The organism is Methylosinus sp. Sm6, from assembly GCF_019802345.1.
Classification (GTDB): domain Bacteria; phylum Pseudomonadota; class Alphaproteobacteria; order Rhizobiales; family Beijerinckiaceae; genus Methylosinus.
Genome location: NZ_JAINDZ010000001.1, coordinates 25,874 through 40,888, shown reverse-complemented (window position 1 = coordinate 40,888; position 15,015 = coordinate 25,874). Strand labels below are relative to the sequence as shown.

The 15,015-nt window shown below is 66.0% G+C and carries 7 protein-coding genes, 1 pseudogene and 1 other annotated feature; of the genes and pseudogenes, 1 reads left to right on the top strand and 7 read right to left on the bottom strand.

Annotation, left to right across the window (positions count from 1 at the left end; all coding sequences use genetic code 11):
* Window positions 1-59: 59 nt before the first annotated feature.
* Window positions 60-1,297 (top strand): annotated as a pseudogene (locus K3F48_RS00175) (IS3 family transposase).
* Window positions 350-466: a sequence feature (AL1L pseudoknot), on the top strand. It overlaps the preceding pseudogene by 117 nt.
* Here K3F48_RS00175 and K3F48_RS00170 read toward each other — a convergent pair.
* From K3F48_RS00170 to K3F48_RS00140, 7 genes are all read right to left on the bottom strand, one after another.
* Entirely contained in the window at window positions 1,261-2,397 is a 1,137-nt protein-coding gene (locus K3F48_RS00170; protein ID WP_222573383.1) for a PD-(D/E)XK nuclease family protein, read from the bottom strand. The pseudogene K3F48_RS00175 and the gene K3F48_RS00170 sit on opposite strands and share 37 nt — an antisense overlap.
* On the bottom strand, window positions 2,398-8,040 hold the full coding sequence (locus K3F48_RS00165) for a DEAD/DEAH box helicase (RefSeq protein WP_222573382.1): 5,643 nt from the start codon (window positions 8,038-8,040) through the stop codon (window positions 2,398-2,400). It lies immediately after the preceding gene.
* Complete coding sequence (locus K3F48_RS00160; RefSeq protein ID WP_255607780.1) at window positions 8,037-8,903, bottom strand: hypothetical protein; 867 nt, start codon at window positions 8,901-8,903, stop codon at window positions 8,037-8,039. Before K3F48_RS00160 ends, K3F48_RS00165 begins: the two co-directional genes overlap by 4 nt.
* A complete protein-coding gene (locus K3F48_RS00155; protein ID WP_222573380.1) occupies window positions 8,900-11,428 on the bottom strand; it encodes a hypothetical protein in 2,529 nt (842 codons plus the stop codon). The genes K3F48_RS00160 and K3F48_RS00155 overlap by 4 nt, the downstream gene beginning before the upstream one ends.
* 9 nt (window positions 11,429-11,437) lie before the next feature.
* Entirely contained in the window at window positions 11,438-12,598 is a 1,161-nt protein-coding gene (locus tag K3F48_RS00150) for a DNA cytosine methyltransferase (protein WP_370631324.1), read from the bottom strand.
* A gap of 299 nt (window positions 12,599-12,897) precedes the next feature.
* The gene (locus tag K3F48_RS00145; RefSeq protein ID WP_222573379.1) at window positions 12,898-13,926 is read right to left on the bottom strand and encodes a nucleotidyl transferase AbiEii/AbiGii toxin family protein; all 1,029 of its coding nucleotides are present in this window, start codon (window positions 13,924-13,926) and stop codon (window positions 12,898-12,900) included.
* Window positions 13,926-14,738 carry a type IV toxin-antitoxin system AbiEi family antitoxin gene (locus K3F48_RS00140; RefSeq protein WP_222573378.1) on the bottom strand — a complete coding sequence of 271 codons (813 nt, stop codon included), beginning with the start codon at window positions 14,736-14,738 and terminating at the stop codon, window positions 13,926-13,928. The genes K3F48_RS00145 and K3F48_RS00140 overlap by 1 nt, the downstream gene beginning before the upstream one ends.
* Window positions 14,739-15,015 lie beyond the last annotated feature (277 nt).

The window sequence follows — 15,015 nt, the reverse complement described above, 5'->3', positions numbered from 1 at the left end:
ACATCCGCTTGAACCGCGCCGGGATTGCCGGAGGCTCCAACCCTTGAGAGGATGGGGCCATGGATACGAAGAAGAAGACATCGAACAGATTTTCACCTGAGGTTCGGGACCGGGCGGTTCGGATGGTGCTGGAGCACCGTGGCGACCATGCCTCGCAATGGGCGGCGATCGCGTCGATCGCGGCGAAGATCGGCTGCACGGGCGAGACGTTGCGGAACTGGGTCCGTTAGGCGGAGCGCGACTCCGGCGCCCGCCCTGGCGCGACGACGGATGAGCGCGAGCGGATCAAGGCGCTGGAACGGGAGAACCGCGAGCTACGGCAGGCCAATGAGATCCTGCGCAAGGCGTCGGCTTATTTTGCGGCGGCGGAGCTCGACCGCCGCTCGAAACAATGATCGCCTTCATCGACGCTCATCGGGAGGCGCACGGGGTCGAGCCGATCTGCAAGCTGTTGCCGATCGCCCCTTCCACCTATTGGGCGCATGCGGCGCGCCGACGCGACCCTGCGAAAGCCTCGGCCCGGGCGCGCCGGGACGCGGTCCTTCGCAAGGAGATACGGCGCGTCTTCGACGAGAACTTCCAGGTCTATGGCGCACGCAAGGTGTGGAAGCAGTTGGACCGGGAGGGCGAAAAGGTCGCGCGCTGCACGGTCGAACGGCTGATGCGGAATATGGGGTTGCAAGGGATCGTGCGCGGCAGGCCGGTCAAAACGACGGTGAGCGACCGCAAGTCTCCATGCCCGCTCGACAAGGTGAACCGGCAATTTCGGGCGGAGCGGCCGAATGCGCTGTGGCTGTCCGACTTCACTTATGTCTCGACTTGGCAAGGCTTCGTCTATGTGGCTTTCGTGATCGACGCCTTCGCTCGGCGGATCGTCGGCTGGCGCGCCTCGCGCACGGCGCATGCGGGCTTCGTGCTCGACGCGCTCGAGCAGGCGCTGCATGATCGTCGGCCGGTTCATGGCGGCGGCCTCGTCCATCATAGCGACCGCGGCGTTCAATACGTCTCTATAAAATACACAGAGCGCCTCGCCGAGGCCGGCGTCGAGCCATCGGTCGGCAGCGTCGGCGACAGCTACGACAACGCGCTCGCCGAGACGATCAACGGACTCTACAAGGCCGAGCTGATCTGGCGAAAGGGGCCGTGGCGAAGCTTCGAGGCGGTCGAGTTCGCCACGCTCGAATGGGTCGACTGGTTCAACAATCGCAGACTGCTGGAGCCGATCGGAAACATTCCGCCGGCCGAAGCCGAAGCGCGCTACTATGCGCAACTCGAGGAGGCCGCCATCGCGGCGTGACTCGGACGAAATGGCCTCCGGCGATCCCGGCGCGGTTCAGCTCGCAGCCGCCCATCAGGCCGGAGGTTCGCATACACGATCCTGAGCGCGCTCCCACTGGGGAGGCCCGTAAGGTCGCCATGCACCGACTTCCTCAGCGCCAGCGACTGGTCGCCACCTGTGCCGTAGCGGCCTGTCAGGCGCACGTTCACCGCGTACAGATCGCCATCCATCCCGGGATCAACCGATAGAAGCGTTCCGCGCGCCGCTGGCTCGAGAAGCTCGGGCCATGGGTTCGCTTCGCACCATGACCAGAACGCCGGGCAGATCGCCAGGTAGGCGCACTGCCCGCACGCCACCTTGCCCGGACTGGCCAGAGCCGCGCTATCGCATCCCGTCGAGAGCGCCCGGTTCATCGCATCGAGCCCGGAAATAGCCGCGTCGGCCTCAGCCTCGCATGCCAGCCTGTTGACGGGCTCCTCAAGCACCTGGCCCGATGCTGCCACGATCCGCGCGGTCGCGGGCCAGCTGCCCATCTCGCCAATCAGAACGGAATAGAGCCGAAGCTGTCGCCAGTACCCATCGACAATGCTGGCGGCCTCGGCCCGAACCGGGTCCGGCAGCGACGACTTGTATTCGGTGACGGCGGTGCTGTCGAACTGATCGGGCCGGCCGGCGAGCCGTCCCGAGCGCGCCGTGAGAAGGCGTTCGCTTCCGCCAGCTCGCGGCGGACCGCCCTGCGAACCCCGCGGCCGCGCGCCAGAACGGCGGCCGCCTTTCTCGACCGCCGACGCAATCGCACGCTGGCGGACAAGATAGTAGCCGGGCCACCGCTCGGGATTGGCGAAGCGCGCATCCAGACGGTGACGCGATGCTTCAGCAAGAATCTCCGCGATGGCGCCATCCCAAAGACTCGCCGCTTCGCTGGAATCTGCGGGCGCCCCTGCCATGAGTCGGTGAAAGGCTGTGCCCAGCCATGCGCGCGGACTGTGAAGAACCCAGCTATCCGCATCCGGGTTGCTGCTGAGAGCCGCCCTGAGAGAACAGAGGCGCATGTGCGACCAGAGCGTCGGGCTGGTTCGCGCCGCCGGCGTCAGCACAATGGGACGCCGGGCGTCCATCTACGCGGGCCGTCGCAAAGCTTCGAAGACCGAGATGAAGCTCCATGCGGGATCGACCCGCAGGCCGCGGGCGCGTTCGGCGTCATCCCAGGCCGCCGCAATCTCGGGGCCGGCCCCGGCACGATCCGTCAGCCAAAGCGGATGGGTTACGATGATCGCTTCCCGTCCGTTGGTCAGCCCGGGAAGGCCGCCGAAGGTCGTGCGGCTAAACCCCGGCCGGGCCGCCTCGAGTGTTGCCGCCGCGAGATCGGCAACGCGGGCCCACAGGGGCGATGAGAGTGATATCGCGCTGTTTGCGTCGAGCGCGAGATTGGCCATGTCGATCGCAAGCCGCCAGTCGAGAAGGTTGTGATAGGCGAGATTGCTGTAGCTTCGCAGGCAGTCCGGACAGGACGTGTCGCAGGCGCCCGCATGCGCCTGGTCGACAAGCCGGTCGTGGAACTGCCAGTGCGAGTTCTGGACGATCATCTGAAGGAGCTGCTCGCTAATCGCCGGCTCGCCGAGATGGGTCGCATAGCCGGCGCCGTTCTCGAGCGTGTCGCACAGGAATATCTGGCCGACGACCGATCCCAAGGCGGGATCTTCCTGGCTCCTGATGCCCGCCTTCAGTTCATAGTCCTGAATGTCGAGGTAGACAGCAGCGGCGCGCCTCATCATGAAGGCCAGCGAATACAGCGCCGACCGTCCCGCCGGAGCGCGAGGATCTGCGGCCCGCCCGGGCCCGTAATCACGCACGCCGAGCAGCATCATGTCTGTCTCGCTGATCGCCGCAAGCGCGCAGGTCACCACGGGACTCGCCGCGACCATGGGTGTACCGGGCCGCCGGCCGACCGATGCCGCATGCTTTTCTTCGGCTGCGTTGGCTGCGCCTACGTCGACCATCGCCCCGCGGGCCCACGACTCCTGCGACAGGTGGAAGAGGCGGCCGGCATTGTCGTTGATGACGTGAAGCCGGCCCTGGCCGGCGCCGATGTCGAAGTTGCGGTGAACGCCGATGCCGAAGGGTGGGCGGCCGACCTTTGGCCGCGCGGCGCGCGGCACGAAGTCGAAAACGCCGTCATAGTCCCTGGCCTTCGTATAATAGCTCACGAAGCCCTTTGGCTGCCGAAGATCCATGACCTGATAGTCCCGATCGCCAGTACCTGCTGGCACTCCACAGACCGGACAGGCAGGACTGTTCGGATTTGCAGTCTCGACGTGCTGGCAGTTGCCGCACAGCCCGACGACGACCGGCGGACCCAAGGGATTCGGATCTTGGACAGCAAGCGGGCCCTGGCGAATATAGTGGCCGACACCGATTGCCGTGTGGATCGTCCGCTCCTTCACAGTCTCCGCACCGGGCGCAAACATGCTGACCGCCAGCTCGAGATCCCGGTCCACGGTCTGGCGGGGCGGCCAGTTCTGCGGCTGCTTGTGGTAAAGCAGCCGCGCCCGCGTCGGGAAGCCGAACATCGGCAGGATGCCCTTGTTGGCGAGCCGCTCGCTTAGGCCTTCCTGCACCAGGGCCTGGTCCCGCGCGGCGCCCGTGACTTCCCCGACCAGATTGTTCGTAATCCAGGCGACAGCATCAGTCCGGCTGGTCGCCGTCGCGGCCAGCCGCGTCTGCACGAGCAGAGCATCGCAGATGTCTTCGACGAGAGGCTGATTGCGGCCGATCCATTGCGAAACCACGCTGGCGACATCTCCGGCCGCATAGCCGGCAGGCAGATTGTCCGGCGGCAGGTTCCAGGCGGTGGCAGTGCCGAATTCGCCATGCACGCTGTCGCCGGCGGTGCCAGCGAATAGGCCGAGCTCCGAAAACGCGCGACGGAGCACCTCCTTGGCAAGGACGCGGCGGAGAATCTGCAGCCGGTTGGTGTCGACGTATGGCGGTGGCGGGGGATCGGCAGTGATGCGCTCGGGCCGCTGGAAATAATAGTCGTCGTGGCTGCGGCCGCGGCAGAGCGTGAGCGCGAGAGACAGCGCCGCGCCGCGGCGGCCAGCGCGGCCGACCCGCTGCTGATAGTTGAAGCGCATCGGAGGCATGTTGGCCATCATGACAGCGAGCAGGGACCCGATGTCGACGCCCGCTTCCATCGTCGTGGTGACGCTCAGCAGATCGATGTTGTCGGTGAGAGCGACCTCGTCGCCGACCGGAATGTTCTGGAACAGGCGCTGGCGGTCGCGCGCGAGCACCTTGTCCGTCTGACCCGTCATCTCGGCGCAGTTCAGGCGGAAGATCGGTCCAGCATCGACGGCGAGCCAGCGGTAGTAATCGATCTCCTGCCCCGCATCGTCGACCCCGGCAACGCGCGATGGACCGAGCGGCGTGAGGCAGCCGCTGCAGATGCCGCCACTGCGGTGGAGGTGAACTCGCGAGCACCGAGTGCACTGAAAATAGGTTGCCGTGGGATCGGCGACAAACAGCCCGCCGAACAGAAGAATGCCCAGGTTGAACACTCCGGCGCGCGTCAGACGCGCGGTGACATCCTGTACGAAGTCAGCCGGTGTGATTCCGTTGGCGTTCGCCACCGCTTCAAGATAGTCCCGAGCATACCTCGGGAGCTGATTATCGTCCCCCGTCGCACGATGGGTATCGATCCGCCGCCGCTTGCCAAGCATCCTGATGCAGCTATCGGCAGCTTCCTGATAGACGGGGGCCGCCGCCGCATAGCTCAGGCGGTCGGTGGTGACGCAGCCCAGCTTCAGCGATTCAAGGTCTCGCCGGCCGCCGGAGAACAGGGATTCGGCGACCGCCTCGCGCGCGGCAGTCTGAATGCGCGTGCGATGGTCGTTCTCCTCGCCGCTGAGGCCCGCACGGTACACCGGCGGCACTACCGCCCAGTCGAAGAGCCGCTGCCACTCGCCGCGCTGATCATCGAGATTCGTCCACATGACGCTGCGGTCCACACCGCCCGGATTCATGCCGGTCATCAGCAGGCGCCGGGCCGCATCTTCCTCGAGATCCGTTGCCTTCGAGAGCCCGGCCCGCGCATGCGCAAGAGTCCGGTCGGCGAGCTGCTGCATTGTCAGCCCCCCAATCGCCGACGGCATCGCGGCCATGGCGGGAATGCGCGAGGCGAGGATGGCGTTTGCTTCCCGCTGCCGGCCGATTGCAAACACGCTGGCAAGCGCGGCATCCTCCGGACTCAAGATGCTTCCCTGCACCTGGAGCTCGAACGCAATCGCCGCCCTGGTGCTATCCTCCATGCCGCCGACGAGCGCCTGGCGAATAGCGTCAAGCCAATGCGACTTGGCAACGCCGACCGCGAGTTTCGCCGCGTCCTGCCGGCTGTCCGAAAAGAGAACCAGCTTGCGGCGCGGGTCCTCGACCGGACGTCCCGCCTGCACCTCCGGAGGCGCAATCTCCCGCAGGAGCGAATCCGAAAGCACCTGCGCGACCTTTTGAAAGCCTGTGCGCTGGGTGCGGATCGGCGCGGAGCTGGTCATCCGGCTCCAGTCGGCCTCGCAATGCGGACAGACCGACGGCCGTTCGTTGCGCGCGCTCGGAACAAGCGCGCGAGGAGGCACCGGGTTCTGATGCAAGGCAGCGACGTGATAGATCCATCCCGTGGCGTCGGCGCTGCGGCGAGCGATCTCAAGTTCGCCTGTACGATGGTCGTACCGCGCCATTCTCCATTTTCGCTGCACCCCTTCCTGGGTCCATGTGTCCCGCTGCGGCTGGCGAAGCGTGCCGTCGGCGAGCTGTGCGGGCCAGTAGACGGCATAGTTGTCGTAGGTTCTGTCGTTCGCTGAGTGGTCAGGCGCCTTTTCGATGTTGGGATCGTCGGGCACCAGGGACCAGCTGTTCTGCCCCAGAGAGCGCCGGTATCCGCCAAGGAATATGTCGCCGCACGGCTCGCAATAGAGCATCTCCAGCACGCGCGAGCCGCATCCGCACGTCGTCGTCGGACGGTCGAACAGGCGGCCCACCGGAATGTTGGCCTCATTCCAATGCGCGCCGCTGCACGCAGGGTTGGTGCAGGCCCACACGCCCTGAACATTCCGGAAGAACAGATGGACACGCGCCGGCAAAAGGGGCGTGCCTGCAGCCGACTCGGCCGCAGACAGGGACATGATGAGCGCGGCTGCAGCGCTCGCAGCGCGGTCTCCTGGCTCTCCGGGAAACAGCGATCCGGCCAGAGCCTCGATCGTTTGCGGAACGACCGTCGGGCTCGCATCGGTCCCGTCATTGCAGGCCGCCCGAATAGCCTCCGGAGCGCCTGCCTCGATCAGCGCCGCGCCGAGCTGCTGGCCCGCGGAAAGAGCCGCATCCGGCGGGCTCAGCGACGCGGTGGCCGCAAAGGCCGCAACCGCATTCGCCACGTCCGCCTCGGACGCCGATACTATGCTGGTTCCAAGCTGCTCGATAGGCCCGGCCAGCGCCGAGAGGCGGTGCGCGGAACCCGGGGCTAGGGCTTCAGCGCCACCGCGAATGAGCGTGAAGGGCCGCGAGCGCCCGAAGAATTGGCGCAGATAGTCCTGGGCGCGGGCGTCGTCATCGCCGAGCGAGGCGCTCGACGCGAGGATCCGGAGCTGCGGGTGGTCGGGGTTCAGCCCAAGCCGCTCGTACAGAACCCGGAGGATGTATCCCACCTCAGTTCCGGGTGTGCCCCGGTAGGTGTGGAGCTCGTCGACGACGAGGTGAAACACGTTGGCGGGATCTTCAAGCCAGCGCCGCGTCGCAGCGAATATTTGGTCCTCGATATCGCGCATCAGCATGATGTTCAGCATGCTGTAGTTGGTGATCAGGATGTCGGGCGGAGCATCCTGCATGTCCCACCGGCTCCACATCTCGCCGCCGTCAAAGCGGGGAAAGAAGCGCTGTGCGTCGGTGCCGGCAACGCGCTGGGCGAGCGAACTCTGCCGGCGCAGCTCCGTTCTCAGTTCCGCTTCTGCGTTGTCCCGCTGCGGACTTCCGGAGATTGGCGTCCAGCCGGTATAGCGTCCAAACCAAAACCGGTGCCCCGGGCGGTTGGCGCCGAGCCACGCGCGCACCCGGTCGCTATCAAGCGCCTGGCGGAGCCGTGACATCTGATCTTCGGCGAGCGCGTTCAGCGGATAGAGAACAAGCGCACGGATCGCCGGCGGCCGGCTCCCCATCTCATGCGCCCGCTGCGAGATCCGCGGATGATAAACACGATTTGCAGGAGAGCCGGCCGGTGGCGGCATCGACCACCAGTCGTTGCGCGGAGCGGGAGCAATGGCAGGCCAGCCAGCAGACTCGCGGACAATCGCGGCGAGGACAGGAAGGTAGATCGACTCCGTCTTGCCCGAGCCGGTGCCGGTCAGGATCACGGTATCCGACTGATCGGCGACGCTCGAACGGAGCATCGCCTCCTGGTGCAGGTAAAGCTCGATCGGCGCGCTGCCCCGCGGAAGAAAGAGCCCCTCCTCGGCAACGCCCGCGAGATCGTCGATATGCTGCTGTGTCCAGCCCGCGACTCCTCCAAGGACGCTGGCGGTCGCAGCACGAACATCATGTCCGCTCAGTACGTAGCCGGGCTGAGGTTCGATCAGCGGCTCGCGATACAGGACGCCGTCGCGGTCGAGGAGACGGCGGCGCGCCTGAACCAAGTCCTCGAAGCGCAGATCGAACGGGCTGTCGAAATACCGGAGATAAGCGCTCTTCAGGCTGTCGAACGTATGGATAGGATTGGTCATATCAGTCTCAGCCCCGTGAGCGCGAGAAACAGTCTCAGGTGTTCTGGCCGGACGCCAGCAAATGCAATCTGCCTAGTTTCCCGATCGAAGCGCGGAAGCCCGCCACTGCACAGAGCCATGCCGCGCGCCATGATGCCCGGCGGATAGAGCTGCGCCGGGAGCGACAGCGTCCCGCTATCGGCTGTCCATCGCACCACCTTGCACTTCGCCGCAGCGGCCATGCGTCCGGCACGGTCGTCGATCAGAGCGGCATCCTGTGGGCTGCTCTTGATCAGGCTTACCCAGTCCCAGTCGCGCTGGATGCGGAAGAAGCCCGCGCTTGCGGCAGCTGCTTCCGCCAATGTGGACGACACCCAGTGCATCTTAGACCTGGAGAAGCGGCGGACGGTTTCGACACGCCCCTGCACCATGGGGCACGGCGTGCGCGGCCACTGGCGGACTGACGGCGTGCAGGCCAGAATCCGGATGGCGGCCTCGGTTTGGAGCTGGATCCCCGCTCGGACGGCAGTGTCTGCCAGTAGCTCCGGAGACTCGGCCACCACCGTCACCGTTGCCGGCCGGACGCCGTGCTCTTCTGCGCTAAGGTGCGTTCCGGCAGCGCTGCAGGCCGCCGCGAGGCAGGCAAGAAGCTTCGGCGTCCGCGCGCCGCAAAGGACCGCCGCAATCCCGCCATCCCTTGGCAGGCCGGCAAGCACCGGCGGCGCGATCTGCCAGGCATAGGGCGCGGTCCACTCGGCATGCCCAAGCATCACCGCGTCGTCGATGAAACGGCGTTCGCTCGCCGTGCCGATCAGCTCGCCAGGCAGATCGCCGATTTTTCCCGACCGGCGGTACGACATCCATTCTAAGGCCCGGTCGGTCATGAGCGCGGCCTCTTGAGGCGGCGCGCCCGCTCTCGCGCCTTTCGCCATGCGTCCTCAGCCGGCGCACCGCCGCCATCGAGCGGAAGCCTTCTCGCGGAGGCGCTTCGCACCTCGGCGACCCATAGCGGATCGATCGCGCGCGTGCCTGACGCAGCCGGTAGTGGACTGAGCCATGCAATCCGGCCCTGCCTCCGCCGCTGTCCCGATGCGGAGATGAGGAATGCTGGGGGCTCTCCGAGCAGACCCACCGCGACTGGCGCATCTGGCCGTCCCCGGAGCGCGACGGCGCCGCGTCGAAGCCCAAGGCAGACAACGGACAGCATCGCTTCGGCCGCCACGACATATTCTCCGCCGGGGCCTGACACCCCGGCGCCGCAGACCTGGGCGACGGCCCATGGCGCACGCGCCGAAGCGCCGAAGCGCTCCGGGTGCGCGTCCCAGGCCTCCCAGCCGTCCCTCGTCCAAGGGTCCTCGATGATCCGGTAGGCCGCCGAGGGTCCGGGCACGACATCGATAAGATGATCGCCCGGCCTCTCCCACCCATCGGCGGTCCAGGCGCCATCCTCGCCCTGCTCGGCCGGGTGTCCATCGATCGTAACGGTCGCCCCCGCTGGGAACGGCGCGATCTCGATTCTCGGCGGGTCTCCCTCCGCAAACGACGCTGAGCGAATACGCAGGCCTCCCGACAGCCGAATCTCCGATCCGACACCAGGATCCAGGACCGTCAGACCTGTTGCGAGCCCGGACGCCGCTGCGTGGGCCGGCCGGTAGCCCGAGAGCACCATCCAGCCATCCGGAATCCCGCTCCAGTGGTCATACGACACGAGCGCCGGCGACCCGCATGCCTCCGCCGCTGCGTGGACCGCGGCGGCATCTTCGGACCGGCAGATGATGGTGCTTGGCGACAGCAGGCCCGCAGACCCGACCGAGATAATCCCCGGTTCGTCGGCCACCTCGCCGAAGATGTGAATCCGCCGGCCGCTGCGAAGCCATTGATAGCCCTCTTCGCAATCGAGCCGGATCTCTCCCGAGAGCAGGTCCGCCGTCCACTCGATGTCGACGTCGTCGTACCGGTCCTCGCTGTAGGCGCCAACCTCTGCGCCTTCACCGAGCAGAAGCGTAATGCGGCCAGGGTAGCTGGCAGGACGGGCGAGAACCGCGGAAAGTGTCGCCGTGCGGCGTATCGGATGAAGCATCAGCCGCAGCTTCGCCTCCGCCGGGGTGCGAAGGGCAGCTTCGGCCGCCGCTGCCCGCTCCGAGCCCGGCGCCGCTTGCGGCGCAAGTGCTCTTCGCTGTCCGCGGCGATCCCGATGCTGAGCGGAGTTCGAACGGCGCTGCCGCGTCCGCACAGGCGCGTCCGCCCTCGCGGCGTCGCCAGCTTCCTCTTCGGAAGTCGAATCCGTGAGAAGATCGGCAACCGTCGGCTCCGGTTCCGGCTCCGCCTGCGGCCCCAGCCCCAGATCGTCCTTCGGCGGATCTGCCAAAACCACGGACGCGTCAGCATTCAGTTCGCTCTCCGCAGCCGCGCACCCCGCGCCCTCGGTCCTTTCATCCTCTTCGATCGTGTCGCAGCCTTCGCGCGCGAACCCGCTGCATGCCTCCGGTTCCGGAGGTTCGTCGTCAGGAGCGGGTTCCTGCGGCCGGGCTTCCTCTGTCGAGCACGGAGCCAGAGCCTCATGCTCCGCTTCACCCAGCGCACCGTCCTGCGGGCCGGCCACCGGCGGCGCGGAAATGTCTGCCAAGTCGGGGCCGGGATCGGCGGACAGCTCCATGGCCGTCACGTCCGCGGGCTGGACCGCAAACGCCGCCGCCTCGCGCTGTGGCGCCGCGTGACCTCTATCTTCCGCAACGGGCGCCGGCTCGGCGTTCGCCCCTGCAGGCGGATTTTCCGGGTCGTGTTCACCACACGAATCTCTGTCCGTCTCCACGACGATACCGGCGAGCTCAGCCGGTGGCGCACTCTCTTGCGGGCCGGGCGGCGGTGCCACAGCGTCACGCAATGTGGGGCTTGGATCGGCGAACAGCTCCTTGGCCGTCACGTCCGCCGACGGGAAAGCGAGCGCTGCCGCCGCGAGAGGCGCCGCGATAGCTCCATCGTCCGCAACGGGCGCCGGCCCCGAACTCACCGGTGCCGCGAGAATCTCCGGGTCGTGCTCACCGCCCGATTCGCTATCCATCTCCACGACGACGTCGGCGAGCATATCCGGCACGACGGCGTCCAGTGCGCGGACCGCGCCGGGAGCTGATCTCGCGACATCCGAATGCCCATCGGGGATAGATTTTTCGTCGTGATCCGCCGACGGGCCGTCGGGAGGCAGATTCGCGTCTGCCGGGGCGAGCGCGGCAGCATCGCCAGGACTCTCGGCCGGCGCGCCGAAGCGCGCCTCTGCGGGATCGCCCGAGCCATGATGATCTCGCGCCGGCGCCGCCGGGCGGCCGCGCCGCACCCACAGCCAGATCGCGAGTGCTGGACCGCCTACAGCCGCTGCCGCCCCAACGATCAGAAGAATGAGCCCCTCCGCCATGGCTGATGGTTATCCGCTCGCCGGCGCGCGGCTCGTCGCCAGAAGGCCTTCCGCTACTCTCGCGACAGCCAGGCCCAGCAACGGAGGGACAGCGTTCCCCACCTGCTTGAGCTGCTGCCACTCGCTTCCATGAAATATGAAGCCGTCATGAAAAGACTGGAGCCGGGCGGCTTCGCGGACGGTGATCCAGCGGTCGTAGCTCGGGTGAATCCACTCGGACAGGTCGCGGTGCATTTGCGCGAGGATGGTGTAGGACGGCTTGTCAGGATCGAGCCGGCGCCATTTATGGCCTCTCGTGCCGTTCCAGAGTTCCTTAGGCAGGGAATCGCCTCTCGCGCCGGGCTTGAGCGCAGCAAGAATGGCCTTGCGCCGCTCCTGGATTCCCTTCGTGTGATGGTTGAACAGCTCGTCCGTCTCCAGCCGGCGGCGCTTCTGCTGCGCAGAGAGCAGCGGCTGGTCGCAATCCAGCCTCATCAGCTTCTGATAGGCGGAATAGCCATTCCGCGGCTTGCGCGGATATGGGAGCGGGCCGTCATCGGCGGAGACTTTTTGCGGGAGGTCCGAGAGCGCTTCGCGCACTGTTACAACCGCACCCGCCTTCTGGCCGTTTAGCAGCGCCGCTGCCGCTTCGGCGATGTCCCCCTCGAATTCCTGGTCATCTCTCAGTCCGAATATGAAGACGCGGCGGCGGTCCTGCGGCACGCCGAAGTCGGATGCGAGGACGGGAACAATTGCTGTCCGGCGATAGCCTGCGGAGGCAAACGCCGAGAGAATCTTCGATTTGAAATGGCCGTTCTTCATCGCGACCATGTTCGGCACGTTCTCCATCACGAAGGCGCGCGCCTTTACCGTCCGACATATGCGGACAAATTCCTTATAGAGTGCATTGCGCGGGTCCGAGAGGTCGCGGGGGCCGATCTGGCTAAAGCCCTGGCAGGGCGGCCCGCCATAAACGATGTCGATCGGCTGCTCAGGGAGCGCGCGGCCTCGCCCCTTCAGGAAACCGCCAATATCTCCCTCGTGCAGCTGGACTTCCGGGAAGTTTGCCGCGTGCGTCCTGCAGGCCTGCGGATCGGACTCCACGGCCGACACCACCTGCCAGCCGGCCAGCCGCGCTCCCTCGCAGAATCCGCCTGCGCCGCAAAAAAGCGAGATCGCTCTGATCGTCACAAGACAGAACTCTTTTGTGTGGGGCCAGGAATTCGCGCCACTACACGGACCCACGCATTCATATCCTTCCCTCCCTCGATTCGCGTTTTGAGTGCATTGTAGCGGCAAGGCTACAAACAAGCTCGCCCAGCTTAGCTGCCGTCCGCAGAAAGCTAGGCCGCGCTTTGGTCAGGAACAGCGCGAGCGCAGTGGCCGCGCCTTGTTCCCCGTTTGCACGAACTTGATTAACACCAGCAACGAGGCAAGGTGATTCCCATCCAATGCGGTCAGCTTTCTGGAGCGGATTCATTGAACACCGATCATGATTTCTGCCTCTCGCGCCGCGGTGCCCGTTTCGTGCGTGGCACCAGCGACTTGTCGCCGGCTTTCCAGGCTCTGACATTCTGTGCTTTCCATCGCAGGGCCGGACTGGCTTCTATCGAGGTGCGCACGTTTTCCGGCACCTCCAGAGCGGACGCATCGATCTCACCCCGATCAAGCACGCCGTCCAGAAACGCCCTCTCTCCGGCCGTCAACTGAAACAGCGGCGCGAGCTTCTCCCGGCATTCGGCCGTGACGCTCTCGATCCAGGCCGCGGGGCCGCCAAAGGCATCGAAATACCGATCGTGCAGGCACATGGTCAGCTTGCCGGTGATGTCGCCGACCTCGCATCCGATCTCGTCTGGTGAGGCCGTGCGCCAGTCGAAGCTCCTGGCGCTCGCGCCGATCATCAAGGTGGCCGCCTTAATCTTCGCCCAGTCAAGCCCCGGCATGGCGACGATCCGGTGCGCATCGAACAGATCACGCGCCGTACGTCGCGTGACGAGCGCGACCATCTTGCCGGCGACGATCTCATGGATGTCGAGAACCGGCACGTTCGTGGCTCGGTAGGATCCGATTGTCGCTGAGGACATGCGATCCACACCGTAGAGAGGACCGCGGTAGAGATAGTTGATATCGATCTCGATGGTTCCCGCTCCACCGAGCGCGGAGGCATAACGGTAGATCCATTTGCCGCCGGCGTGTTCGGACGGCTCGCGCCGCGCGGCATAGCCCTTTGATTCCATCAGCCGCTCGATCCGGTCCTCCAGTCCCGGCCGATCGACATCCATCTGCTCTTTCTCGATCGCGCCGACATAGTTGACGTCGATATCGACCGAGAGGCGGTCCAGATCGGAATGGAAGACGTTGAGCGCCGTGCCGCCCTTCAAGGCGATCCGTGGCCCGATCAGCGTGTCTGCGCCAAACGCATCGAGAATGTCGATCAGCCGGATCACCCGCTCCAGTGTCGCAGGCTGAAGCTGCCGCTCGGCCGCGATGCCCTGAAGTGTTTCTCGCGATGCGGCCATCAGACGCCTTCAAAGGCGGCGTCGACCGCCTGCGCCGGAAGAAGCACGCGCCACGGCTCGACGAACACGGCATGACCAGGTTCAGCGCCCAGCGCATAGTGTTTCGATCGCGGAAGCCGTGCTCGCAGGCGCGCCAGGACGTCGTCGGCGACGCCGAGCGCGCCGCGCCGCCTCTCGAGCCACCAGCCGGAAACGGAGGCGAGCGAGCGGTTGTCCAGCAGTTCGACATAGTCGGCAACCTTCGCCGGATCGAGATAGCGCACCAAGTCCAGCGACCTCAGGACTTCCTCGGCGCCGCCGGCGAGTTCCGGCCGGTGCAAGACGTCCACGACCGTGCGTTCGACCGCGGTCACGCGGACCGTCACCCCCTGTCGATCCATGGTCATGGTCAGGTAGTCGGGCTTGCCGGCCGCGGCCAACGCCTTCGGCGGCGTGACGAAGCGGCAAGCGCCAAACGGCAGATCCACGCGTTCGGTTCGCCCGGCGCTAACGAGCTGGACTTCGTTGAACTCGGAATAGGCTATGCCATGCAGCTCAAGGGCGGAGTGAAACCCCAAGACGCCATCGAGACGCAGCTTGCTCGCCGCGGCGAAGCGGTCGATCACCATCCGCTCCGCCGGCAGATGGGCGGGCACTGCGGCAAACACCTCGCGACTGACGCGCTTGATGTTGCCGGCCCGCAGATGATGCCGCAAAAGGCTCGTAACATTGGCCCCGCCCGTAGGATGGCCAAAAGCCGCGGCAAACTCCGCCCGGGTGAAGACCGGATGAGCCGACAGGAAGCTGGCCGTTTTGTGCTGGCGAGGCTGCATAGTGAGTCTGCGATTCTGCGTCAAAGTGGGCATTAAATAGCCATTATGACGCATATTTGTCAACAAATCCTTCTCTGAGGACGAAAGCCGGTGACCGCCCTGTCGGTCGAAAAAAATGCGCCGCAGAGGGCATAAAGTGCCCCTTCCAACGCATTTTCCAAAACAAAGCTACCCCTGCGCGTCATTAAACCCGTGGCCTCGACATAGGCCCCGAATACGGAAGTCTGAGGGGAAGGCCTTCCCCTGCGGCCGAGCCAAGGTCTCGGCCGACCCCTTC

What these genes read in the sequence shown, in the direction of transcription:
- K3F48_RS00140 (WP_222573378.1), bottom strand. Translation starts at nt 14,738, where the DNA reads ATGCAGCCTCGCCAGCACAAAACGGCCAGCTTCCTGTCGGCTCATCCG.
- K3F48_RS00170 (WP_222573383.1), bottom strand. Translation starts at nt 2,397, where the DNA reads ATGGACGCCCGGCGTCCCATTGTGCTGACGCCGGCGGCGCGAACCAGC.
- K3F48_RS00145 (WP_222573379.1), bottom strand. Translation starts at nt 13,926, where the DNA reads ATGGCCGCATCGCGAGAAACACTTCAGGGCATCGCGGCCGAGCGGCAG.
- K3F48_RS00165 (WP_222573382.1), bottom strand. Translation starts at nt 8,040, where the DNA reads ATGACCAATCCTATCCATACGTTCGACAGCCTGAAGAGCGCTTATCTC.
- K3F48_RS00160 (WP_255607780.1), bottom strand. Translation starts at nt 8,903, where the DNA reads ATGACCGACCGGGCCTTAGAATGGATGTCGTACCGCCGGTCGGGAAAA.
- K3F48_RS00155 (WP_222573380.1), bottom strand. Translation starts at nt 11,428, where the DNA reads ATGGCGGAGGGGCTCATTCTTCTGATCGTTGGGGCGGCAGCGGCTGTA.